We start from the raw sequence: 22,715 nt of genomic DNA on the forward strand, positions 1-22,715 counted from the left end.
AGGCATTGTCCCAACTGCTGCCATCGTCATTGCCGTCTGCATGGGCATTGGCGTTGACATACAAGCGCTGGGGTTCGGTTTGGGTTTGGGTTTGGGCTTGAGCGTTGCCCAGCACGGCGCACAGACTGGCAGCGAGCAACACAGCAGACCATGGGCGCCCCAGCGGGGCAAGGGGCAATGAATGGGATATAGGCATGGTGGTGAGCAGTAAAGCATGCAGAAATCCACGATGATTAACATTTATACACACTCATTGCACCGCAGCATTGGGGGTTGTCTATCCCTGAAATCAGGTAATTTGCGCCGTTTTGGGGTGAAAACCATAAAAAAAACCTGCATGGGGTATGCAGGCTGGGCGGGGAAGGCACAAAGCGTCAGAAAGTGTTCCCGATGTTGACGCTTAGAGCGCTGGAATTCAAAAGGATGGGAGGCACGGCAACAGGCAGCTTGCATGGCCTCTTTTTTTGTGTCTTGCGCGACTGCAAAAGAACGTCGAACAGGTTTTATTACCGATAACCATGCCTTGGGTGGTGTCCACGATAGCCATGCCGGGGAGGGGGTGGACGATGGTAATAACCTCGCGGAGGTGGTGCATACATAGGCACTGGTGCACCATAAATCGGAGGTGGTGGTGCTACATAAATGGGGGCGGGCGCAACGTATACCGGCGCCGGTGGTTGCACGACGACGACTGGTGGTGGCCGGAAATACCCGCCACCATTGCCGATTTGAACCGACACATTTGGCTGGGGCGGGTAATACCCACCTGAGTTGACGCCTACAGACCATTGGACGCGGTCGGCATGTGCCGCACCTGCCAGCCCCATGGCCGCCAGGCCTGCGCAGCACACCAATAAAGCTTGGCGTTGAAGGGCGGCGGTGCGTTGAAGAAAGTGGTGCATGTGCGTCTCCTAGTGCTTGCAAGAAAGCTTTCTGGGGAGAAAGCCACTACGGTCATGTTGAGAGGGAAAGAACAACAGGGTGTGTCGTGTGCGTAAGCTTGTATGTCGCGATGTAAAGCACAGAGGTCTGCACTGCTCATTCCTATGTTTCAATCAACGTGAGGCCGATTGCGTGGTTGACGCAGCAGGTGCGTTGCAAAATGCAAAAAGCCACGCATTTGCGTGGCTTTTTGAGGGGCTGGCTTAAGCCTTAAGCGGTTTCAGGCTTGTCCTTGACTGCCAGACTGACGACTGTTGCAACCACCATGGAGGCCACAATCACAGCCAACGAAGCCCAGGTGGAGATGTGTGGCACCCATTCCAGCGGTTGGCCGCCATTGATGAATGGCAACTCATTTTGGGCCATAGCGTGCAATACCAGCTTCACGCCAATGAATGCCAGAATGAATGCGATACCGTAATGCAGGTACTTCAGGCGATCGAGCAAACCACCCAACAGGAAGTACAACTGGCGCAGGCCCATCAACGCAAAAATATTGGCGGTGAACACAATGAATGGGCTTTGTGTAATACCGAAAATAGCGGGGATAGAGTCAATCGCGAAAATCAAATCGGTAAAACCAATCGCGATGAACACGATCAACATGGGCGTCCAGACGTTACGGCCTTCAAATACGGTGCGTACTTTGGCGCCATCGTAGTTGGGGGCAATGTCGATGTGCTTGCGAACCCAGCGAACGATGCCCGGCTCCAAGTCTTCTTCTTCGTCATCTCCACCTGGAAATGCTTGTTTGTAAGCGGTGTAGACCAAGAATGCGCCGAAGATATAGAAAATCCAGCTGAAGTGTTGGATCAAAGTGGCGCCCAGCACAATGAAAATGCCGCGCAGCACCAGTGCCAAGATGATCCCCACCATCAGCACTTGCTGCTGGTATTGGCGCGGAACCTTGAATTGCGCCATCAACAGCACAAAGACGAACAGGTTGTCGATTGACAGCGAGTACTCGGTCAGCCAGCCAGCGACGAATTGGCCTGCATATTCTTTGCCCGCGAATTGCCACATCAATGCAGCAAAAATCAACGCCAACGACACGTAGAACGCGACCCATAGGGACGATTCACGCATTGAGGGGATGTGGGGACGTTTGACGACCAGCAGCAAATCTGCGATCAGGATGAGGGTCAGCACGATGAATGAGCCGACCTCGAACTTCCAGGGGAGAGCGAGTTCCATGCAATACCTTTAGGGTGTGCGGTTACAACAGCTCGAAAGTCTCTCCCCCAACGCGTGTGCTGCATGCGCAACCACGCTGTCGGCATCCAACCCGGAGCACCGCTACTGCAGTGCCCGTATTGACGGACTGGATATCACCATGTTGGCCATAGCCTATGGCCAAGCGCATGGTTTCGGGATACTCCCCTTCGAATTTTTTCGAGACGAGATTAGACCACAACCGCGTCTGCGTAGCCAGTTCATCCCATCGAAATGGCAGGAACGGCTGCAAAATGATAGCAAAAAGGCCTGCGCACAAAAGCAGGCTTGTGCTTCGCCTGTACTTTATGTGGGCAGGCCAATGGGGGTCAAATACGCTTGGCCAGCTCGACTGCTTTGCCGATGTAGCTCGCTGGGGTCAAGGCCAGCAACTGGGTTTTGGCCTCAGCAGGGATATCCAGATTCTGGATCAAGCCATGCAAATCGGCGGCGGCCACGGTTTTGCCGCGGGTGACGGCCTTGAGTGCTTCGTAGGCGCCGGAGACGCCGTAGCGGCGCATCACGGTCTGGATGGGCTCGGCCAGCACTTCCCATGCATTGTCCAAATCTGCGGAGATGTTCTCGGCGTTCAATTCCAGCTTGTTCAGACCTACCATCAGCGAGTTGTAGGCAAGGGTCGAGTAACCCAGGGCCACGCCCAGGTTGCGCAATACTGTGCTATCGGTCAAGTCGCGCTGCCAGCGGCTGACTGGCAGTTTCTCGGACAGGTGGCGCAGCAAGGCGTTGGCCAGGCCCAGATTGCCTTCGGCGTTTTCAAAGTCGATCGGGTTGACTTTGTGCGGCATGGTGGACGAACCAATTTCGCCATCCTTGAGCTTTTGCTTGAAAAAGCCCAGGCTGATGTAGCCCCAGATGTCGCGGCTGATGTCGATCAGGATGGTGTTGGCGCGTGCCACGGCATCGAACAACTCGGCCATGTAGTCGTGCGGCTCGATCTGGATGCTGTAAGGCTGGAATGTCAGGCCCAGCCCTTTGGGCGCTGGCGTTTCAATGACTTGGCGGCTAAAGGCTTCCCAGTCAAATTCTGGCCAGGCGGACAAGTGGGCGTTGTAGTTGCCCACGGCACCGTTCATTTTGGCGCGCATGGGCACGGCCTCAATATTGCGCACGGCGTGTTGCAGGCGCGCGACTACGTTGGCCAGTTCTTTGCCCACGGTGGTGGGGCTGGCAGTTTGGCCGTGGGTGCGGCTGAGCATGGACACGTTGGCATGCTGGTGGGCCAACTCGCGCAGGCGGGCGATGACTTGCTGCAAGCCTGGCAGCACCACTTGGTCACGGGCAGCTTGCAGTTGCAGGGCGTGGCTGGTGTTGTTGATGTCTTCGCTGGTGCAGGCAAAGTGCACAAACTCGGAAGCGGCTTCAAGTGCTGGGCGGCCTTTGAGCTTGTCTTTGATCCAGTATTCCACGGCCTTGACGTCGTGGTTGGTGACTTTTTCAATGTCTTTGATGGCTTGGGCATCGGCTTCGGAGAACTGGGCTACCAGCTCCAGCAGATACGCCTGGTCGTCTTGCGACAGCGCTGGGAACTCGGTGAAACCGGCTTGCGAGAGCGCGATAAACCAAGTGATTTCGACTTGTACGCGGCGGTGCATGTAACCATATTCACTGGCGATGGGGCGCAGTGCAGCGAGTTTTTTTTCATAGCGCCCATCCAGGGGCGAGAGGGCGGTAAGGGCAGAGAGGTTCATAGGCGTGATTGTAAAACGGGTGGTGCGGGCCAAGTGGGAACTTGCCGCTTGATGGCTGTAGGGACTTTCAAGGCAGATTTTCTTTGCACATGATCGTGACCTGAATAGGCTTGATTCGCAGAACCTTGTTGGCGCTGCTGTGCTGTTGGCGCAGGCGTGTGAGCACTTGCACACATTGGAATATCGAGGCCTGCGGGTCTTGCAGCAGCACAGCATCCATCGTGCCTTCGGTTAACAGCGTTCGCGTGTCAGAAATCAGCCCGTGCCCAATGAAGACGACTTTTCTCTCCAGACCAGCCTCTTTCAACGCATGGGCAATCCCTACGGATGCGCCTCCAATGTTGTAGACACCTTGCAATTGTGGGTGTTGCTTGAGCAATTCGCGCATGAGCTTGTGGTTGCGCTGGGGGTCATCAAACCCTTCGCGCACGCCAATGAGTTGCTTGTGCGGGAATTGCTCTTGCAGCACTTGGGCAAACCCGAGCTCTCGGTCCCGGTGGGCTTGGTAGCTCAAGCTTCCTGCAATCAAGCCAAATTGCCCTGGACTATTGCCTGCCAGGCGTGCCAGTAAATAGCCTGCGGTGCGCCCTGCGGCGATGTTGTCGAGCCCGACGTAGGCCACTCTGCGGGACTTTGCAAGGTCAGAAATCAAGGTGACAGCCGCAATGCCAGCTTCTGCCAGTGTTTTGATGGCGTCGCGCACGGCAGGGTGGTCAATGGCCATGAAGACCACGCCATCGGCCCGGCCGCGTTGTGCCAGCAGGCTGTCAACAAGTGCATAGGGGTCGAACTCTTGCGTGAGCTCAATGCGGCATGCCACATTGAAAGGCGCTAATTGCTCGTTCGAATATTCAATGGCATCACGGAACATGTGGATCACGCGGTTGCTGCCCGATGGCAGGACAAACGCAATGCGCATGGCGTGTTGTTTAGGCGTGCGTGCCACTTGTGCGGGCACGAGGTACCCCAAGGCTTTGGCGGCTTTGAGTACCCGTGCAATGGTGGTGGCGCGAACGCCTGGACGCGCATTGAGAACACGGTCAACCGTGGCAGTGGAAACTCCCGCCTTGCGGGCTACATCAGTGATTTTTGGGGCTTTGCTCATACATCAAAAACCATCATTTTTGGGGCTGGACGGTTGCAATGTATCAAAGATACGATGCAGGCACTAACAAGAACATTCAACGCGATGCGAGCGCTGCGGCGCAGGTTTTTCGCGCTAGGCTTGCGGGTTGGCTTGACACCAAGTTGAATCGGCAGGATATAGATAAAAAGTAAGGAGACATCCATGATGCATGCGACTGTCGCACAGCATGGTCAGGTGGCTACAAAGGCTGCCGTATTGGGCTGGTTGGACGTATGAATTACCAGTTCGACTTTGCCAGTGTGTTGGCTTATTGGCCGCAATTTCTTGCGGGTGCGTGGATGACCATCAAGCTGTCATTTCCTGCCACCATTGTGGGCTTTGTGCTGGGCACTTTGCTGGCAATTGGTCGGCGTGGTCAGCGCAAGTGGCTGCGCCTGGCATGCGGCGCCTATGTAGAAGCAGTGCGTAACACGCCGCTGCTGGTGCAAGTGTTCGTGGTCTTTTTTGGCTTGGCCACGCTGGGATGGAAGGTCACGGCTTTTTCTGCAGCGTTGATCTCTTTAATCATCAATGTGGCCGCATACAGCAGTGAAATCATGCGTGCAGGGATGGATTCGATCCACCGTGGGCAGATTGAAGCAGCTGAATGCTTGGGCTTAACGCGGGCGCAGATTTATTGGCATGTGGTGATTCGCCCTGCCATGGAAAAGGTCTATCCGGCCTTGACCAGCCAGTTTGTGTTGTTGATGTTGGCCTCGTCCATCACTTCGCAAATATCGGTTGAAGAGCTCACGGCCATGGCTAATTCGGTGCAAGCCGATACCTTCCGGCCTTTTGAGGCATACATCATGGTGGCGCTGGGCTATTTGGCGCTGTCATTCTTGATGCGGTTGTGCATCTGGGGTTTTGGCATGCTGGTGTTCACCCGCAAACGCCAGCTCAGCCGCGCAGGCGTGGCCCGTTAACTTGCAGTAAGGAACTTGAACCATGTTTTCCTCAGGTTTCAATAGCGCGCATCTGGCGTTTTTGCTGCAAGGTGCGGTGTGGACCATCATCTTGTCGTTGATTGCGTTTGCGGGGGGCTCTGTTGTTGGGGCACTTGTGGCGTTGTGCCGCGTCAGTGCCAATCGTTGGATACGTTGGGCGTCCTATGCCTATGTGCAGTTGATTCAAGGCACGCCCTTGTTGGTGTTGTTGTTCATTATTTTCTTTGGCTTGTCCATCTTCGGTTTGTCTTTGCCTGCCCTGGTTGCTGCCAGTATTGGGTTGGTTATTTATGTCAGCGCGTATTTAGGGGAAATTTGGCGTGGCTGTATCGAGTCTGTTCCTGCAACACAGTGGGAAGCCGCAGAATGCCTGGCGTTGACCCGCACGCAGCGCATGCGTTTGGTGATCTTGCCGCAGGCCTTGCGTATTGCAGTGCCACCTACGGTGGGGTTTATGGTGCAGATTGTGAAGAACACCTCTTTGGCGTCCATTGTCGGTTTTGTGGAGCTTGTGCGGGCAGGCCAGCTCATCAATAACTCTATCTTCCAGCCGTTTTTGATCTACATGATCATCGCCTTAATCTACTTTGCCATGTGCTATCCGCTGTCGCTCTGGAGCCGCAGCTTGGAGCGGCGTCAGCAATTTGGCATGCGCGCTCAAGCGGCCAATACATAACTACAACCGAGATTTCAGGAGACGCAAATGTCCAGCATCGTCGAACTCAAGAACGTCTACAAAAGTTTTGGCAGCAACCAAGTATTGAATGGGGTTTCGCTGGCTATTCCAAAGGGCCATGTGACAGCCATTATTGGGCGCAGTGGATCAGGCAAAAGCACTGCATTGCGCTGCATTGACCGCTTAGAGGTGATCGACAGTGGTGAGATTCAGGTCTGTGGGCACCAAGTGCATGCCCCCGATATTGATCTGCGTGCTTTGCGCAAGGACGTGGGTATCGTGTTTCAAAGCTACAACCTGTTCCCGCATTTGACGGTAGAGCAAAACATCACCTTGGCGCCTTGTGCAGTCAAAGGGCTTTCCAAAGCACAAGCTAAGGACATAGCGATCCGTACGCTCACCCATGTGGGGTTGTTGGACAAGGCGAGTTTTTATCCAGAGCAACTCTCTGGCGGGCAGCAGCAGCGCGTGGCCATTGCCCGTTCGTTGGCTATGGAGCCGCAGGTCATGCTGTTTGATGAGGTCACCTCCGCGCTAGACCCGCAACTGACCGGCGAGGTGCTCAAAGTGATTGAGATGCTTGCTGCCGATGGCATGACCATGGTGTTGGTTACGCACGAGATGGAGTTTGCTGCGCGTGTGGCCGATACCGTGGTGTTCATGCACCAGGGCAAGGTATGGGAAACCGGCCCTGGGGAGATGCTGCGCAAGCCGCAAACGGCTGAGTTGCAAGCGTTCCTCTCTGGCGGTTTGTGAGGTTTGCTATGCGCCCGCAATGCTTTCTGTGATGGGTGTGCTTCGTTTTATTTTTTATTCAAGGAGACAAAAATGATGTTAAAAAAATGGTTGTTGACAGCAGTTGCTGTGGGCTTGTCGAGCATGTCTGCAGCGGCTTTTGCGGATGCATTGGCAGATATTAAGGCGGCAGGAAAGATCCGCGTTGGCATTGATTTGGGCGCGCCGTTTTATGGTTTTATCGATGACAAGATGCAACCCGTTGGCTCTGACGTAGAGGCCGCCCGGCTCTTGGCCAAAGACTTGGGGGTTGAGTTGGAGATTGTGCAAACCACCAACGCAGCACGTATTCCTAATTTGCTCTCGAACAAGGCCGATTTGATTATTTCATCGCTGTCGATTACGCCTGAGCGTGCCAAAGCCGTTGACTTTTCCATCCCTTATGGCGCTATTCAGGCTGCTGTAGGGGCGCCAAAATCATTGGACATCAAAGGCATGGATGATTTGGCAGGCAAAGCCGTTGCAGTCACGCGTGGTGGCCCGCAAGACAAGTTGGTCACTGAAGGCGCGCCAAAAGCCAAGGTGGTCCGTTTTGATGACGAGGCGGCCTCGATTACTGCGGCTGCTTCAGGCCAGGCCGATATCGTGGCGATCACGCCCCCCATCATTGCTGCGATCGCCAAGCGCAATCCACAGCGCGAGTTTGAAGTCAAGTTTGTGATCCATTCTTATGAACTGGGCATTGCCATGCGCCAGAACGAACCGGCGCTGAAGGCTTGGGTGGATGGTTGGGTTAAGACCAACCTCAACAACGGCAAGCTCAATGACATCCATGTGAAATACGCCGGTGTGCCAATCCCTGACGAAATCGTGCAAAAGGCCAACGCCGCTCAGTAAGTGTCCTTGGCGCACGAAGCAGCCTGTCGTCACTGGTTGAAGGCAGGCTGCGCAAAAGTGTGCGAATCATTTTGAAGAACCAGCTAGATACGCAGTGTGGCCTGCGGGGGCGAGTGTTGCCCAAAATGGCCTCAAACCCTCAGGAGCGGTTGTATGAGCAAGTTGTTTGGCGAGATTCGCCAGCTCGGTTATGTAGTGCACGATATTGAAGCGGCGATGCAATTTTGGAGCCGCGAACTGGGCGTTGGCCCCTGGTTTTACAACCCGAAAGTGCCAATTGAGAACTACCAGTACCGTGGCCACAGCTATCAGCCGCACAATTCTGTGGCGCTGGCCAATTCGGGTTTTGTGCAGGTGGAATTGATTCAATGCCGCAATGATGTGCCTTCGATGTACCGGGACTTTTTGCAGGCAGGCCGCACCGGCTTGCAGCATGTGGCCTACTGGACCGAGGACTACGACCGCGATTTGGCCAATGCGACCGCGCATGGGCTCAAGAACGTGATGAGCGGGGAGGTGGGCGCTAATGGTCGCTTCTGCTATTTCGATACGGAGTTTCACCCGGGCGCGGTGGTCGAGCTGTCCGAAGTGGCTGGACCCAAAGGAGAGATGTTCCGCCTGATTCGCGAAGCTTCAGAAAATTGGGATGGTAAAGACCCTGTGCGCCCGTTCCCTGACCTTTCAACATTGGTGAAGCCATGAGTGATCTGCGCTACGAAGCCACGTATCTGATTGAGACGCCATTTGAGCCGGCCAAAGTGGCTGAAGTCATTGCCGGAGAGCAATCCAGTGGGACTTTTACCCGCGTTCCTGGTGAGACTGACGATTTGCGCGCCCGTGCCCGTGCTGATGTGTTGTCGATTGAGTTGCTGGAGCAGGTCAGCACACCATCGCTGTCTAACGCATTTTTAGAGCGCAAGGGCGTGCAAGGGCCATGGCAGCGCGCGAGGGTGCGGTTGTCTTTTCCGGCAGACAACGTGGGCGCCAATTTGCCTACCTTGGTGGCTACGGTTTCCGGCAATTTGTACGATTTGGGTGAGGTGACTGGGCTGCGGCTTGAATCGCTGAGCTTGCCTGCTGCCTACCGTGATCAATTCGACAAGCCTCGCGTTGGTATTGCAGGTACTCGCCAAGCCACTGGTGTGGCACAAGGTGCGTTGGTTGGCACCATCATCAAACCCAATGTTGGGTTCACGGCCGAGCAGACGGCAGAGCTGGTGGCGCAACTGTGCGCGGCAGGGGTGGATTTCATTAAGGACGATGAAGTATGCGCCAACCCCGCGCATGCCCCTTTGGCCGCACGCGTACCGGCTGTGATGCGGGTAGTGCGTGAACACGCTGAACGCACAGGCAAGCACGTGATGGTGGCATTCAACATCAGCGATGAAATTGATCCGATGCGTCGTCATGCGGATTTGGTCGTTGCTGAAGGTGGCAGTTGCGTGATGGCTAGCCTCAATTGGGTTGGGCATGCGGGCATGCAAACATTGCGTCGGCATACGCCCTTGGCTATTCATGGGCACCGCAATGGCTATGGCGCATGGTCACGCCATCCGCTGTTGGGCATGTCGATTCCTGCCTACCAAACTTTGTGGCGTTTGGCAGGGGTTGACCACTTGCATGTGCATGGAGTGCAAGGCAAATTTGCGCAACCCGATGCGGAGGTGATTGAAGGCATCCACGATTGCTACCAACCCTTGGCGGGCGATGCCTCTGATGTGAGCATGCCGATTGTTTCTTCAGGTCAATGGGCTGGTACGGTGCCTGCCACTTTTGCTGCTGCGCAAAGCGATGACGTGGTGTTCATGTCCGGTGGTGGTGTGCTGGCGCATCCCGATGGCGCTGCTGCTGGTGTCGCCAGTATTCGGCAAGCGTGGGCGGCAACGATGGCGGGGCAAGATATTTTTGCTGATGGCCCCCAGCCATCTGAGCTGGCGCGCGCATTGGCTTTCTTTGGCCATTGAGCATAGACGGCTGAGGCGGGTTTTAGGGTAGTGTCTTTGAGACAACGGGTGTTTGCACAATGAATTCTTCATGCATTTCTGGGGCTGTCGGGCAGGGCGTAGCCGATTTGGTTTTAGCTTCTATTCCTCTGGCTTGGTATGGCGATGACTTCACGGGTGCAACCGATACCTTGTCTGTCGTTGCGCGCGCAGGGTTGCGCACAGTGCTGTTTCTGCGTGTACCGACCCCAGCGCAACAGCACGCTGTGGGCGCCTTGGACGCAGTTGGAATCGCAGGCACCGCACGCTCATTGACGCCAGAGGCCATGCGACAAGAGTTGCTGCCTGTTCAGCAATTTTTTGCGCAGTTGCGGCCACGCGTGGTGCACTACAAACTGTGTTCAACGTGGGATAGCGCTGCGCATGTGGGCAATCTCCATGTAGCAATGCATGCATTGTTACCAGCCGTCCAATCCAAGTGGGTTCCGATGGTTGGTGGGCAACCCAGCTTAGGGCGCTATTGTGCGTTCAGCCACTTGTTTGCGCAGGCTGGTGCAGGGGGGGCCGTGCAGCGCATCGATCGCCACCCGACTATGGCTGAACATCCGGTTACGCCCATGCGCGAGTCTGATTTACGCCTGCATCTTGCCACTCAGGGGTTCATGCACATGCGCCATGTCCATCTTCCCTGTTATGCCTTGGGGCCGCAGGATGTTGATGCGATACAGACTCAATGGCTTGAGCAGTTGCCGCAAGATGCGGATGCGATGCCTGTGCTCTTTGATGCAACCGAGCCAGCACAACTGCACATGCTGGGGAAAGTGCTGTGGCAGCGTGCCCTGTCGCAGCGGGTATTGGCACTGGGCTCCAGCAGCGTAGCGCAAGCTTTGATTGCTTATTGGCAAACGCTGCCATCCGCACAGCAACCGGTGGCTGTGGCAGCTACTGGCGATGCTGTCGTCAAGCCGCGGCAGCCCGGCCCTGCATTCGTGTTTGCAGGCAGCCTCTCACCTGTTACGGCGCAGCAAATTGAGGCCGCACACAGCTATCGGAGAATTCATGTCGATGCCGCGCGCTTGTTGCACGACCATGCTTATGCACAAGCGGTGGTGGTTGAGGCCAGCGAGGCACTGGCACAAGGCCATCACACCTTGGTCTACACCCGCCCGCAAAGCTGCGACGTGGCAGATCGTTTACCTCAAGCGCAGGCGGCAGACCTTGCCCGTCAGAGTGCGCTATTGGTTGCGCAGGTGTTGCAACGCAAGGCGCAGTTGCAACCAGCGTTTGCGGTGCGGCGTATTGGTATTGCTGGTGGTGATACGTCCAGCCATATCACGCGCGCACTGGATATGTGGGCCCTGTCATACGCTTCACGCCTGGCTGAGGGGGTGACACTGTGCACGATCCACAGCAACCAGCCAGCTTTCGATGGTGCGGAAATCATGCTCAAAGGCGGGCAAGTTGGTGATGTGGATTTACTGCAGCGTTTTGCACAAGAGTAAGCAAACGAACGAACGCCTTCGGTGTAGTTCATCTCATCGCTGGGGGTGCACAAGGGGTGAATGGGGTGGCGCTGGCAGATTTGAGCCGAGTTCGCATCAGCACCTTGTTTATTCAAAAAAAACGGTTGGTGTTAACTTGCGTTTGGCATCTCACTGGGGGTGAATACGACACGGGCATTCAAGCCAATGCATGCACCTGTACTGTCAAGCCGATTGTGTAGGCTGATATCAGCCTGCATTGAGTCTACGATTTCATGGCAGATGGTAAGGCCTAATCCACCGGAGGACGTGCCCACGGAAGAGAATGCCGTGAATACGCTATGTATTGCGTCAGGTGCAATGCCAGTGCCACTGTCCCACACCTGCAGTTCGACTTCCCTGGGGCGTGGGTGCACACGGATGCCAAGCGCGCCGTTCTTGGGTGTATGCCGTATGGCGTTGTGAAGCAGATTGGAGATGAGCTCTCCCAGCATCCAGGGGTGGCCATTCACATAGGCCTTTTCGGCGTCAAGTTCGAAGTCTAGGTTTTTTTCTGCAATCAGCGGAGACAAATCGACAGCCGCTTCGCGAGCCAGCATGCTGAGGTCGCATACTTCTTGAGGACCACTGACGCGAAGTTGCTCTACTTTGGCTAGTGACAGCAGTTGGTTCGCTAAGCCAGTGGCGCGGTCAACGGTCGTAGACATTTCGCCAAGGATTTCTCTGGCTGGCGCATCGCCTTTAAGCCCTGATTGAACTTGTGTTTTGAGTACAGCCAATGGTGTGCGCAATTGGTGCGAAGCATTCGCTACGAAGCGTTGTTGGTGGTTGAGCTGCCGTTGCAGTCTGGTCATCAGGCCGTTCAATGCACGAATGAATGGCTGCAGCTCGCGTGGCGCCATGGGAGGGGCCACTGGTGAGAGGTCATCGGCTGCACGTTGGTCGAGCTGTCGACGCAACGCATCGATGGGCTGAAGTGCACGTGAGACGACATACAGCGTGATCGATACGATCACAACCAAAAGTAGTGCTTGACGCATCAATGTCTCTATAAAAATGGAACGTGCGAGCAATGCACGGTAACCTTGGGTTTCGGCTACTTGAACCAATGCAGTGCCGCGGGGGCTGTTGCTGACCACTGGCTGAAAAAGTGCTGCAACTCTGACGGGCTCGCCGTTATAGGAGTCCTCATAGATGTGCGCTAGTAAAGGGTACAACGCTGATTTGTTTGCCTTGCCTGAATAGATAGGCAGATCGCGATCTCCGTCGAGGAACTGGCCATCAAGATCTGTGATGCGGTAGATCATTCGACTGGAGTAGGACGCTTCGTAGATTTCGAGTGCGGCGTAGGGCAGCGATGCCTTGAGCTCACCATTTTCAATACGCAGCAAGTCCCCGATGGAGTGGACCGATGCAATGAGCATGCGGTCGTAGGCAGCGTTTACCGACTTGAGCGTATTGCGATACAGCCAGAAAGAATCAACAACAATCAGTAATGTGATTGGAAGGATGATCCACGCCAGCAAGTAAGCCCGTACCGACCGGCGGCGTGAGAACAGATGCACTCTTTAATCTCCGTCGACGTCTGCGCGTGCGCGCAGAAGATAGCCGAGTCCGCGCAGCGTCATGATTTCCGTGTCGGTATGCAGGAGTTTTTTACGAAGACGGTGAACCACGACCTCAACGGCTTCAATCTGAGTGTTCTCTTCCAGTGGAAACACAAGTCGGAATAACCGTTCCTTTGTGACTGCGTGGCCGGGCTTGGCGATCAGTGCTTTTAACAAAGCGTGTTCACGGGGGGTGAACTCCAGTGGTTGATTGTCGCAATAGAAGGCGCCAGATTCGCGCTCAAATTGGAGGCGACCGCAGCACACATAACGCTCCATGACATTGTTTTTGCGGCGTAGCAGCGCCCGTATGCGGGCATCCAACTCGTCAAGGTCGAATGGCTTTGCCAAGTAGTCGTCGGCCCCAGCGTTGAGCCCGACCACGCGATCGCCCACCGCACCACGTGCGGTCAGCACGATGACTGGCGTATGGATTTCTTGTGAGCGGATGCGCTGTAGAAGATGCAAGCCATCCAATCCGGGGATGTTGAGATCCAACACCACCAAATCGCCTATCCCGTCCTTAATGTGCGATAGCGCGCTGATGCCATCAGCGCAATGCGTGACTTCAAAGCCGCGTCGCTCAAGCGCGCGAAACAGGGCGCGCGACATATCGATGTCGTCCTCCACCAGCAGAATGTGCATGATCTACGGAATGTTTTATCGTTAACCGGCTGACTTTATACCGACAAACTGATGGCGTCAAACTCGCCAGTTTTCTTTGAACAGGCGCTACGTGCAACTTGCATGCGAGTGTCAGATGAATGGTTGATGGACAGTAAATTGAAAGCTTTTGGAAAGCATTCTGAAAGGAAACTCGGTTTTTGAGAGTGGGGGGGCATGTGAAAAATGGCGTTGCTCGCCTACACTTTGCTACATCCACCTGTTCGCAATAGGAATTGATGCACAACCAGTTTGTGCTGCGGATCGGGATATGGCCACTATTACAAACCATCCATCAGGAGACAGCATGACAAACCGGCTGACCAAGACCTTGCTTGCACTGGCAGTAGCTTTCGCTATGCCTGCAGTTTCTTTCGCACAGGATACCTGTAGCAATCGCGGCGACCTGGACGAGCAGTACTGCGACGATAACCACGACTTGACTGCGGATACGCCAACCGATCCGAAAAAGCTCAAAACGCCCAATACGTTGGTGTTCACTTTCACTCCGGTGGAAGATCCTGCTGTTTACGACAAGATTTTCAAACCTTTCACCGACTATTTGTCACAGTGCACAGCCAAGAAAGTGGTGTTCTTCCAAGTGCAGTCGAATGCCGCCGAGATTGAAGCCATGCGTTCAGGTCGTTTGCACGTGGGTGGCTTCTCGCCTGGCCCGACTAACTTTGCCGTGAACATTGCCGGGGCAGTTCCATTTGCGGTGATTGGCGATGCCAATGGTTACCAAGGCTACACGCTCAATGTGATCGTGCGCAAGGACAGCGCGATCCAAACGATGGAAGACCTTAAAGGCAAGAAAGTTGCACATACGGCCCCTTCGTCGAATTCGGGGCACATGGCTCCTGTCGCGTTGTTCCCTGCGCTTGGTGTGACGCCTGATAAAGACTACAAAGTTCTTTTCTCAGGCAAGCATGACCAATCCATTTTGGGGGTGAATTCTGGCGATTACGACGCTGCCGCAGTAGCATCTGATGTGTTTGACCGCATGGTCGAGCGTGGCGTTATCAGTGCTGACAATTTTCGCGTGATCTGGAGTAGCGAGAAGTTTCCAACGCAGGACTTTGCCTACGCGCATGACCTGGAGCCCAACTTCCGTGACAAGATGCTCCAATGCTTCTACGACTATCGCTTTACCGATGAGTTGAAGAAGGCGTTTGCTGGCGCCGACCGTTTCTATCCGATCAATTACAAAAAGGATTTTGAGATGGTGCGTTTTGTGGCCCGCTCTGCAGGTGAGTCCTTCAATCGCGCAGCTTACGACAAGCAAAACGCCGGCAAAAAATAACCTGCGTTTTTCACATGAGAGCCGTTTGCCTCTAGTGCGCTCGGCTTTCCCCATCCATACGCTACATACCCTAGCAAAACAGCCCGGCATAACGCTTGGGCTGCGGTTGACTGCAGCTTGCAGTTAGCGCCGCATACACCGAAGAAAGAACGCTCCGCGTATGTCACACGCTATCGAAATTCAGGGGCTGGTCAAGGAATACAAGCCCGGCCACCCTATCCTCAAAGGCATTGACTTGAAGTTCGGCAATACTGGCTTGATTGCCATCATTGGCCCTTCAGGAACAGGTAAGTCAACGCTGATTCGTTGCATCAACCGACTGGTCGATCCGAGCCGTGGGGAGATCTGGTTTGAGAGTGAAGGCAAGCGCGTCAATCTGGCAGAACTGCGCGGCCGTGCTTTGCGTCAAGCGCGTCGCCATATTGGCATGGTGTTTCAAGAGTACAACCTGGTGGAGCGACTCACCGTGATGGAGAACTTGCTATGCGGGCGTTTGGGTTACACCAATGCGTGGACTGCTTGGCGCCGTAAGTTCTCCAAAGAAGATGTTGCGCATGCTTTTGAGTTGCTCGATACGGTGGGTTTGGGAAACTTTGCCAACCAGCGTGCGGATGCTTTGTCTGGTGGTCAGCGCCAGCGTGTTGGTATTGCGCGAGCATTGATGCAGCGGCCACGTCTGTTGTTGGCCGATGAGCCCACGTCTTCGCTGGATCCGAAGACCTCTTTTGAAATAATTTCGCTGCTCAAGGAGCAAGGGCGTGCGCAACAAATTCCAGTGATCGTCAATATCCACGATGTCGAGCTGGCCAAGCGTTATGCAGATCGCATCATTGGCATGTCTGGTGGTCATGTGATTTATGACGGCAATGCTGAAAACCTGTCCGATGATTTCCTCAAACAGATATACGGTGGCGAGGACTGGTTGGTATGAATGCATCTGATAACAGCCGCGTCAGCCTTGCTTTCCAGCCACAGCTTTTGACGCGCATTGTCGGTTGGCTGCTTGTGCTGTATGCGATATATGCAGCGACCCAGTTGGGTTTCTCATGGGAGCGATTTTCATCGGGTTTAGCCAATGGCGCCAAGTTTATTGGTCGTATGTTTCCTCCCGATTTGAGTAAAGGCGACATTCTTTGGGACGGTATTAAAGAAACGCTGCAAATTGCGGTGCTTGCTTCATTGTTTGGCATTCTTTTGTCTTTGCCCATTGGCTTGTTAGGGGCGCGCAATCTGATGCCAGCATGGGTTTCATGGCCTGCCCGCGCGTTGGTGTCTATATGTCGTTCACTGCATCCGGTCATTGTTGCGATCTTGTTCGTCAAGGCTGTCGGCTTTGGTGCGTTGGCCGGTGTGTTGGCGTTGATCGTGGCTTCCATTGGATTTATTGGCAAATTGTTTGCCGAGGCGATTGAAGAGATTTCAATTAAGCAGGTTGAAGCGATTCGTGCCACGGGTGCATCATTCATGAACGTGATTTTGTTTGGTGTTTTGCCGCAAGTGTTATCGCGCTTTGTAGGTTTCTCGACTTACCAATTGGACTCGAATTTGCGCAACTCAACCATGGTGGGGATTGTGGGCGCAGGTGGAGTAGGCGGGGTTTTGTTCTCTGCTTTTCAACGGTTTGACTATGACTTTGTGTTCACCATTTTGGTCACGATCATTACCATCATTGTCGTTGGCGAGTTGCTGGCAAATTCGGTGAAGAAGGTGTTCAATGTCTGATAACGCACTTCGTAACCCGCAGGCTGGGCTCAGCCCAGTGGAGCGTGAATGGAAACGCTATACGCCATTGCAGCGGGTACTGCGTTTCGCAGTTTGGCTTGCTATTGCACTGGCTGTTGTGCAGTCGCTGCGCTACATTGAAATCATTCCTGAGTTCCTGTATGACGCCCCTGAGCAGATGGGAGACATGCTCAGTCGCATGTGGCCCATCGACTGGGGCTATTTTGCAACTGATGTGAAGGCAGGCTTGGTGGAGACCTTGCATATTGCAACCCTTGGGACGCTGTTGTCTATCGTGCTCGCCATTCCATTTGGCTTATTGGTTGCATCTAATTTGACTCGCCATCGTGGTTTGAATCTTTTGGCGCGGATTGTGCTGGTCGCCAGTCGCTCGGTGAACTCATTGGTGTGGGCATTGCTGTTTCTTGCGATCTTTGGGCCAGGCCCGTTGGCAGGCACTTTAGCCATTGCATTTCGCTCTATTGGTTTTGTTGGAAAAATGACTGGCGAAACAATTGAGCAAATGCCACGCGGCCCCATTGAGGCTTTGCAGGCGGCAGGCGCGAGTAAGTTTTCCGAAATTTGGTATGGCTACTGGCCACAACTTAAGCCCGCTTTCATGTCTATCGTGTTGCTGCGTTGGGATATCAATGTGCGCGAGTCTGCCGTTTTGGGGATTGTTGGCGCTGGCGGTGTCGGGATGGTTCTTGATACGGCGATGAATCTGTTCCAATGGCCACGGGTGGCGACGGTGCTGGTGTCGATCTTTGCGATCGTGATTGTGACCGAAGTTGTGGTGACACAAATTCGCAAGCGTATCTTGTGAATCACTAAAGGTTGAAGGCATGCAGGCACAGAATAAGCAAGCAGTCTCGAACTCCCTTGAGTGCGATGTGTTGGTGGTTGGGGGCGGTATCAATGGTGCCGGTATTGCGCGCGATGCAGCAGGTCGCGGCCTATCCGTTGTGCTGTGTGAGCAACATGACTTGGCTGCCCACACGTCATCGTCCTCCAGCAAGCTGATTCATGGTGGGCTTCGCTATTTAGAGCATTACGAATTTGGCTTGGTGCGCAAGGCATTGATTGAGCGTGAAGTATTGCTGCGCAGTGCGCCCCACATCATGTGGCCATTGCGTTTTGTGATGCCGCACGATCGTGGCCAGCGTCCGGCATGGTTGATTCGTTTGGGGATGTTTCTCTACGACCATTTGGCGCGGCGAGAGCTGCTGCCCGGATCGCATGGATTGAACCTGCGCAAGCATGTCTCGGGTGGTCCACTCAAGTCCGAATTCACCCGTGGTTTCGTGTACTCGGATGGATGGGTTGACGATGCCCGGTTGGTCGTACTCAATGCGATGGATGCTGCCGAACGTGGTGCGCAGATTTATACCCGTACACGGTGCGACTCAGTCACACGAGAGAATGGATATTGGGATGCTTCTTTGATGCACGAGAATGGCCGCGCTTTACAAGTGCGTGCGCGTGCCGTGGTCAACGCGGCAGGCCCGTGGGTGGCGCAGTTTTTGGGCCAAGTTGGCCATGTTCGCTCTAGCAAAGCAGTGCGTTTGGTCAAGGGAAGTCATATCGTCGTCAAGCGGCTTTTTGAACACGACCATGCTTATATTTTTCAGAGTCCTGATGGCAGAATCGTCTTTGCGATTCCCTACGAGAAAGATTTCACTCTGATTGGTACCACTGACGTTGAGTACCAAGGTGCTACAGAGCATGTAGCCATTTCTGATGCTGAGATCCGTTATCTGTGCGATTTGTCCAATCGCTATTTCAGCAAATTTATTACACCGACTGATGTGGTTTGGTCGTATGCGGGTGTGCGTCCATTATTGGAAGATGCGGCCGCGGATGCTTCGGCTGTGACGCGGGACTACCAGTTGGACTTGAATGCTGATGGCGCCCCACTTCTATCTGTCTTTGGTGGAAAGATCACCACGTTTCGCAAGCTAGCGCAAGATGCGGTAGATGTGATTGCCCCCTTGTTGGGCAACGATCGAGGCGCCTGGACAGCAGGGGCCTGTCTGCCTGGTGGAGATCTGTTTGCGCCGTACCCTGAAAATCGCGCTGTACGTGAGTTTGATGGTTTCGTGCAGGGGCTGCAGCGGCAATACGACTGGTTGGCCCCGCAACTGTTGCACCGCTATGCGAGAGCGTATGGAAGCCGCACGCATAAGCTGTTGGATGGACGAAACAATCAGCAAGACATGGGTGAGGAAATTCTCGCAGGGCTCTATGCTGCGGAAGTGGACTACCTGTTGCGCAATGAATGGGCGACCTGCGCGGCAGATATCTTGTGGCGCCGCTCCAAACTTGGTCTGCACATGCCTAGTGGGAGTGAGGCGCTGCTTAATGCTTGGTTGGCCGAGCACCGCTTAAGCGCAACAACCCAGTGAGAGTGTCGGTGAGCGATTGCAACCTGATACGGTAAGGAGTGCGCAATAGCCGCTGCGTTGGGCTATAGCGCACATCTGTTCACGGCGGCGTGAGGTAGGTTTTGAGGTAATGCCCCGTGTGGCTGGCTGGGTCGGCTGCGATGGTTTCAGGCGTGCCCATAGCGACAACTTGCCCGCCTCCTTTGCCGCCTTCGGGGCCCATATCTATGACCCAGTCGGCCGTTTTGATGACATCCAGGTTGTGCTCAATGATGACAATCGTGTTGCCTGCATCTCGCAGTTGTTGCAACACCTTGATGAGCAAGGCGATGTCGGCAAAGTGCAAGCCGGTCGTGGGCTCATCCAGAATGTAGAGCGTGCGGCCGGTGTCGCGTTTGGAGAGTTCCAGCGCCAGCTTGACGCGTTGTGCTTCACCGCCGGATAGGGTGGTGGCACTTTGCCCAAGACGGATGTAGGACAGCCCGACGTCCATGAGCGTTTGCAGCTTGCGCGCAATACCGGGCACGTCTTGGAAGAAGCTCAAGGCATCCTCTACGGTCATCTCCAGGACGTCGGCAATGTTCTTGCCTTTCCAGAGTACTTCGAGTGTTTCTCGGTTGTAGCGCCGGCCATGGCATACGTCGCAAGGTACGTACACGTCGGGCAAAAAATGCATTTCCACTTTCACCACGCCATCGCCCTGGCACGCTTCGCAGCGCCCACCAGCGACGTTGAAGGAAAAGCGGCCTGGTCCATAGCCGCGCTCCTTGGCCATGTTGACTTCAGCGAGCAATTCGCGAATTGGCGTCATCAGGCCGGTGTAGGTGGCCGGGTTACTGCGTGGGGTGCGGCCAATCGGAGCTTGGTCGACATTGATGACTTTGTCGAATTGGTCGATGCCGTCGATGTCCTCATGCGCCTCAGGCTCGGTATGCGAGCGGTACAGGCGCTGCGCCACGGCAGCATACAAAGTGTCGTTGACCAGTGTGCTTTTGCCCGAGCCTGATACGCCTGTTACGCAGGTGAGCAGGCCGACCGGAAAGTCGACTGTGACGTTACGCAGGTTGTTGCCGCGCGCGCCGACGATGGTGAGTTTTTGCAGGCCATCGCTAGAGTGTGTGGTGCGTGGCGCGCTGATTGTTGTGTTGGCGCTTGCCTTTGGCTTGCCCGCGCGTGGAAAACCGCTGGCAGCGGCTTGGGGGTCTTGGCTGGTGGTTGTGGTGCCTGTTTGCAGGGGAATCCAAGGAGTGCGGCGCGACGGCACTTCAATGCGCAAGCGTCCGCTAAGGTATTGCCCGGTGAGCGAGTCTGCATGGGCACAAATCGCGGCGTAATCGCCTTGTGCCACCACTTGACCACCATGCACGCCTGCACCGGGGCCCATGTCAATGATTTGGTCGGCCGCGCGCATCATGTCCTCATCGTGCTCCACCACAATCACGCTGTTGCCAATATTGCGTAAATGCTGCAGCGTGGCAATCAGGCGGTCATTGTCTCGTTGATGTAATCCAATACTGGGCTCATCGAGCACATACATGACGCCCGTTAAGCCGGAGCCAATCTGGCTGGCTAGGCGAATGCGCTGGGCCTCACCACCCGAGAGCGTGTCGGCGCTTCGGTCCAGACTCAAGTAGTTCAAACCCACGTCGTTGAGGAACCGCAGCCGTGTGGCAATCTCGCGTACCACTTTGGCAGCGATATCGGCTTTTGCGCCTTGTAATTGCAGTCCTTCAAACCATGCTTGGGCGTCAGCCAGGGTGTCGTGACTGACATGGTGGATCGGGCGTGCTTGTGCGCCATCGCCGATCATCACGTTAAGCGCTTCTCGCCGCAGGCGAGCGCCTTCGCACATGGGGCAGAGTTGGGTGGCCCGGTATTTGGCCAGTTCATCACGCACTACGTTTGATTCGGTTTCGCGGTAGCGCCGCTCGATATTAGGCACCACGCCTTCAAATGGATGGGTGCGCACGACCGGTTTGCCTTTGTTTGGGCCACTTTCCATAACATAAGTGAACGCAATTTCTTCGTCACCCGAGCCGTAGAGAATGATGTGACGTATGCGTTCGGGCAATTCTTCGAACGGAGTGTCTTCTGCGTTGAAGCTGTAATGGGCAGCCAGGCTTTGCAGTAGGCTGAAGAAGTAGCCGTTGCGTCTGTCCCAGCCCTTGATGGCACCTGAACCTAAGCTGAGCGTGGGAAATGCCACGATGCGGGCAGGATCAAACACCTCTTGCTGGCCTAAACCATCGCAAGCCGGGCAGGCCCCCATGGGGGCGTTGAAAGAGAATAAGCGTGGCTCCAGTTCGGGCAGGGTGTAGTCGCAGTGCGGGCAGGCGAATTTGGCGCTGTAGCCATGTTCGATGTCGGTGTCCATCTCCAGTGCTATGACACGGCCACTGGCGTTGGTGCCGCCAATGGCCAAGGCGGCCTCAAAACTCTCGGCCAAGCGTTGGCGCATGTCAGGCCGCACTTTAAGGCGATCAACCACCACGTCAATATCGTGCCGCTCGTTCTTTTTCAGTTCGGGCAATTCATCTTCCATGACGATACGCCCATCCACCCGAAAACGCATGTAGCCACGCGCTTGCATGGCCTCAAACAGGTCGTTGAACTCACCTTTTTTACCGCGTGCAACGGGGGCCAGAATCATCAGCTTGGTTTCTTCCGGTAGCGCCAATACCGCGTCCACCATTTGACTGACCGTTTGTGAGGACAGCGGCACTTTGTGCTCTGGGCAGTAAGGTGTGCCTGCACGGGCATAGAGCAAGCGCAGGTAGTCGTTGATTTCGGTGACGGTGCCTACGGTTGAGCGCGGATTGTGGCTGGTGGCCTTTTGTTCAATGCTGATCGCTGGCGATAGGCCTTCGATCAAGTCGACGTCGGGCTTGTCCAGGCGCCCCAGAAACTGCCGGGCATAGGCCGAGAGGCTTTCGACATAGCGGCGCTGGCCTTCAGCATACAAAGTGTCAAAAGCCAGAGAGGATTTGCCAGAACCAGACATGCCGGTAATGACCACCAATTGGTGGCGCGGCAAATCCAAATCGATGTTCTTGAGGTTGTGCGTGCGCGCACCTCGAATACTGATGACGCCACTGTCCAGGCGTTGCGGCAGGTAAGCGCCTGCTGTATCGGCAGATGCGTTCAATTGGGCAGCTGTGGCTTTGGTTGGGTCAGTCATCAAAAAGGCCATTGCCTTCGCTAGAGCAGCGCGGCTATTCATAAAGAGTAAAGCAATTTCTAAGCCGTTTTGTAGGAACCTGTACGAAGGCGCATCGACAAAAAAGCAACCGGAAATGATACTGCCTCAAGCCTCCTTACGCAGCCAAGCCATGCATAAGGAGATGGCATTAGTGCGATTGGTGTGTTAA

Annotated in this window: 20 protein-coding genes; 12 read left to right on the forward strand and 8 right to left on the reverse strand. The window is 54.9% G+C overall.

The features are described 5' to 3' along the window. The 5 genes from E9531_RS02975 to E9531_RS02995 form a co-directional block, all read right to left on the reverse strand. On the reverse strand, positions 1 to 196 hold a 196-nt coding region (locus E9531_RS02975), incomplete at its 3' end, for a hypothetical protein (protein ID WP_136572271.1). Positions 197 to 506: 310 nt separating this feature from the next. After that, positions 507 to 902: a hypothetical protein gene (locus E9531_RS02980; protein ID WP_244609957.1), complete on the reverse strand. Its 396-nt coding sequence runs from the start codon at positions 900 to 902 to the stop codon at positions 507 to 509. 250 nt (positions 903 to 1,152) lie between these two features. Continuing rightward, entirely contained in the window at positions 1,153 to 2,136 is a 984-nt protein-coding gene (locus tag E9531_RS02985; RefSeq protein ID WP_136572272.1) for a TerC family protein, read from the reverse strand. Positions 2,137 to 2,483: 347 nt separating this feature from the next. Beyond that, the gene (gene purB, locus E9531_RS02990) at positions 2,484 to 3,863 is read right to left on the reverse strand and encodes an adenylosuccinate lyase (RefSeq protein WP_136572273.1); all 1,380 of its coding nucleotides are present in this window, start codon (positions 3,861 to 3,863) and stop codon (positions 2,484 to 2,486) included. A 67-nt stretch (positions 3,864 to 3,930) separates the two neighbouring features. Further along, positions 3,931 to 4,968 (reverse strand): LacI family DNA-binding transcriptional regulator, encoded by a 1,038-nt coding sequence (locus E9531_RS02995; protein ID WP_136572274.1) that lies wholly within the window; start codon positions 4,966 to 4,968, stop codon positions 3,931 to 3,933. A 254-nt stretch (positions 4,969 to 5,222) separates the two neighbouring features. Here E9531_RS02995 and E9531_RS03000 point away from each other — a divergent pair, with 254 nt between their 5' ends. The 7 genes from E9531_RS03000 to E9531_RS03030 all read left to right on the forward strand — a co-directional run bounded on the left by E9531_RS03000 (position 5,223) and on the right by E9531_RS03030 (position 11,689). After that, positions 5,223 to 5,915 (forward strand): amino acid ABC transporter permease, encoded by a 693-nt coding sequence (locus tag E9531_RS03000; protein ID WP_136572275.1) that lies wholly within the window; start codon positions 5,223 to 5,225, stop codon positions 5,913 to 5,915. A 22-nt stretch (positions 5,916 to 5,937) separates the two neighbouring features. Next, positions 5,938 to 6,612 (forward strand): amino acid ABC transporter permease, encoded by a 675-nt coding sequence (locus E9531_RS03005; RefSeq protein ID WP_136572276.1) that lies wholly within the window; start codon positions 5,938 to 5,940, stop codon positions 6,610 to 6,612. A 27-nt stretch (positions 6,613 to 6,639) separates the two neighbouring features. Beyond that, positions 6,640 to 7,368, forward strand: a complete 729-nt coding sequence (locus tag E9531_RS03010) for an amino acid ABC transporter ATP-binding protein (protein ID WP_136572277.1) — start codon at positions 6,640 to 6,642, stop codon at positions 7,366 to 7,368. A gap of 72 nt (positions 7,369 to 7,440) precedes the next feature. Beyond that, the gene (locus E9531_RS03015) at positions 7,441 to 8,244 is read left to right on the forward strand and encodes a transporter substrate-binding domain-containing protein (protein ID WP_136572278.1); all 804 of its coding nucleotides are present in this window, start codon (positions 7,441 to 7,443) and stop codon (positions 8,242 to 8,244) included. Between the two features lie 153 nt (positions 8,245 to 8,397). Continuing rightward, on the forward strand, positions 8,398 to 8,946 hold the full coding sequence (locus E9531_RS03020; protein ID WP_136572279.1) for a VOC family protein: 549 nt from the start codon (positions 8,398 to 8,400) through the stop codon (positions 8,944 to 8,946). After that, positions 8,943 to 10,208 carry a ribulose-bisphosphate carboxylase large subunit family protein gene (locus E9531_RS03025; protein ID WP_136572280.1) on the forward strand — a complete coding sequence of 422 codons (1,266 nt, stop codon included), beginning with the start codon at positions 8,943 to 8,945 and terminating at the stop codon, positions 10,206 to 10,208. The genes E9531_RS03020 and E9531_RS03025 overlap by 4 nt, the downstream gene beginning before the upstream one ends. Before the next feature lie 59 nt (positions 10,209 to 10,267). Beyond that, positions 10,268 to 11,689 carry a four-carbon acid sugar kinase family protein gene (locus E9531_RS03030; RefSeq protein WP_136572281.1) on the forward strand — a complete coding sequence of 474 codons (1,422 nt, stop codon included), beginning with the start codon at positions 10,268 to 10,270 and terminating at the stop codon, positions 11,687 to 11,689. 131 nt (positions 11,690 to 11,820) lie between these two features. Here the strand turns inward: E9531_RS03030 and E9531_RS03035 are convergent, their stop codons facing one another. Together E9531_RS03035 and E9531_RS03040 are read right to left on the reverse strand one after the other, a co-directional pair. Next, on the reverse strand, positions 11,821 to 13,233 hold the full coding sequence (locus E9531_RS03035) for a sensor histidine kinase (protein ID WP_136572282.1): 1,413 nt from the start codon (positions 13,231 to 13,233) through the stop codon (positions 11,821 to 11,823). 3 nt (positions 13,234 to 13,236) lie between these two features. Further along, the gene (locus E9531_RS03040) at positions 13,237 to 13,920 is read right to left on the reverse strand and encodes a response regulator transcription factor (protein WP_136572283.1); all 684 of its coding nucleotides are present in this window, start codon (positions 13,918 to 13,920) and stop codon (positions 13,237 to 13,239) included. Between the two features lie 325 nt (positions 13,921 to 14,245). Here E9531_RS03040 and phnD point away from each other — a divergent pair, with 325 nt between their 5' ends. The 5 genes from phnD (at position 14,246) to glpD (ending at position 19,368) form a co-directional block, all read left to right on the forward strand. After that, a complete protein-coding gene (gene phnD / locus E9531_RS03045) occupies positions 14,246 to 15,241 on the forward strand; it encodes a phosphate/phosphite/phosphonate ABC transporter substrate-binding protein (RefSeq protein ID WP_136572284.1) in 996 nt (331 codons plus the stop codon). Between the two features lie 160 nt (positions 15,242 to 15,401). After that, positions 15,402 to 16,172 (forward strand): phosphonate ABC transporter ATP-binding protein, encoded by a 771-nt coding sequence (gene phnC / locus E9531_RS03050; RefSeq protein WP_136572285.1) that lies wholly within the window; start codon positions 15,402 to 15,404, stop codon positions 16,170 to 16,172. Next, positions 16,169 to 16,963, forward strand: coding sequence for a phosphonate ABC transporter, permease protein PhnE (gene phnE / locus E9531_RS03055; protein WP_136572286.1), 795 nt, complete (start codon positions 16,169 to 16,171; stop codon positions 16,961 to 16,963). Before phnC ends, phnE (E9531_RS03055) begins: the two co-directional genes overlap by 4 nt. After that, complete coding sequence (gene phnE, locus E9531_RS03060) at positions 16,956 to 17,789, forward strand: phosphonate ABC transporter, permease protein PhnE (RefSeq protein WP_136572287.1); 834 nt, start codon at positions 16,956 to 16,958, stop codon at positions 17,787 to 17,789. The genes phnE (E9531_RS03055) and phnE (E9531_RS03060) overlap by 8 nt, the downstream gene beginning before the upstream one ends. A gap of 19 nt (positions 17,790 to 17,808) precedes the next feature. Continuing rightward, the gene (glpD, locus tag E9531_RS03065; RefSeq protein ID WP_136572288.1) at positions 17,809 to 19,368 is read left to right on the forward strand and encodes a glycerol-3-phosphate dehydrogenase; all 1,560 of its coding nucleotides are present in this window, start codon (positions 17,809 to 17,811) and stop codon (positions 19,366 to 19,368) included. Between the two features lie 79 nt (positions 19,369 to 19,447). Here glpD and uvrA read toward each other — a convergent pair whose 3' ends face one another. Further along, positions 19,448 to 22,525, reverse strand: a complete 3,078-nt coding sequence (gene uvrA / locus E9531_RS03070; protein WP_136572289.1) for an excinuclease ABC subunit UvrA — start codon at positions 22,523 to 22,525, stop codon at positions 19,448 to 19,450. Positions 22,526 to 22,715 lie beyond the last annotated feature (190 nt).

Origin of the sequence: Lampropedia puyangensis (assembly GCF_004833285.1) — a bacterium.
Lineage (GTDB): Bacteria > Pseudomonadota > Gammaproteobacteria > Burkholderiales > Burkholderiaceae_C > Lampropedia > Lampropedia puyangensis.

What these genes read in the sequence shown, in the direction of transcription:
- E9531_RS03005 (WP_136572276.1), top strand. Translation starts at nt 5,938, where the DNA reads ATGTTTTCCTCAGGTTTCAATAGCGCGCATCTGGCGTTTTTGCTGCAA.
- E9531_RS03015 (WP_136572278.1), top strand. Translation starts at nt 7,441, where the DNA reads ATGATGTTAAAAAAATGGTTGTTGACAGCAGTTGCTGTGGGCTTGTCG.
- phnE (WP_136572286.1), top strand. Translation starts at nt 16,169, where the DNA reads ATGAATGCATCTGATAACAGCCGCGTCAGCCTTGCTTTCCAGCCACAG.
- E9531_RS02980 (WP_244609957.1), bottom strand. Translation starts at nt 902, where the DNA reads ATGCACCACTTTCTTCAACGCACCGCCGCCCTTCAACGCCAAGCTTTA.
- E9531_RS03000 (WP_136572275.1), top strand. Translation starts at nt 5,223, where the DNA reads ATGAATTACCAGTTCGACTTTGCCAGTGTGTTGGCTTATTGGCCGCAA.
- E9531_RS03025 (WP_136572280.1), top strand. Translation starts at nt 8,943, where the DNA reads ATGAGTGATCTGCGCTACGAAGCCACGTATCTGATTGAGACGCCATTT.
- E9531_RS02985 (WP_136572272.1), bottom strand. Translation starts at nt 2,136, where the DNA reads ATGGAACTCGCTCTCCCCTGGAAGTTCGAGGTCGGCTCATTCATCGTG.
- E9531_RS03010 (WP_136572277.1), top strand. Translation starts at nt 6,640, where the DNA reads ATGTCCAGCATCGTCGAACTCAAGAACGTCTACAAAAGTTTTGGCAGC.
- E9531_RS03040 (WP_136572283.1), bottom strand. Translation starts at nt 13,920, where the DNA reads ATGCACATTCTGCTGGTGGAGGACGACATCGATATGTCGCGCGCCCTG.
- phnC (WP_136572285.1), top strand. Translation starts at nt 15,402, where the DNA reads ATGTCACACGCTATCGAAATTCAGGGGCTGGTCAAGGAATACAAGCCC.
- glpD (WP_136572288.1), top strand. Translation starts at nt 17,809, where the DNA reads ATGCAGGCACAGAATAAGCAAGCAGTCTCGAACTCCCTTGAGTGCGAT.
- E9531_RS02995 (WP_136572274.1), bottom strand. Translation starts at nt 4,968, where the DNA reads ATGAGCAAAGCCCCAAAAATCACTGATGTAGCCCGCAAGGCGGGAGTT.
- phnE (WP_136572287.1), top strand. Translation starts at nt 16,956, where the DNA reads ATGTCTGATAACGCACTTCGTAACCCGCAGGCTGGGCTCAGCCCAGTG.
- purB (WP_136572273.1), bottom strand. Translation starts at nt 3,863, where the DNA reads ATGAACCTCTCTGCCCTTACCGCCCTCTCGCCCCTGGATGGGCGCTAT.
- E9531_RS03020 (WP_136572279.1), top strand. Translation starts at nt 8,398, where the DNA reads ATGAGCAAGTTGTTTGGCGAGATTCGCCAGCTCGGTTATGTAGTGCAC.
- uvrA (WP_136572289.1), bottom strand. Translation starts at nt 22,525, where the DNA reads ATGACTGACCCAACCAAAGCCACAGCTGCCCAATTGAACGCATCTGCC.
- phnD (WP_136572284.1), top strand. Translation starts at nt 14,246, where the DNA reads ATGACAAACCGGCTGACCAAGACCTTGCTTGCACTGGCAGTAGCTTTC.
- E9531_RS03030 (WP_136572281.1), top strand. Translation starts at nt 10,268, where the DNA reads ATGAATTCTTCATGCATTTCTGGGGCTGTCGGGCAGGGCGTAGCCGAT.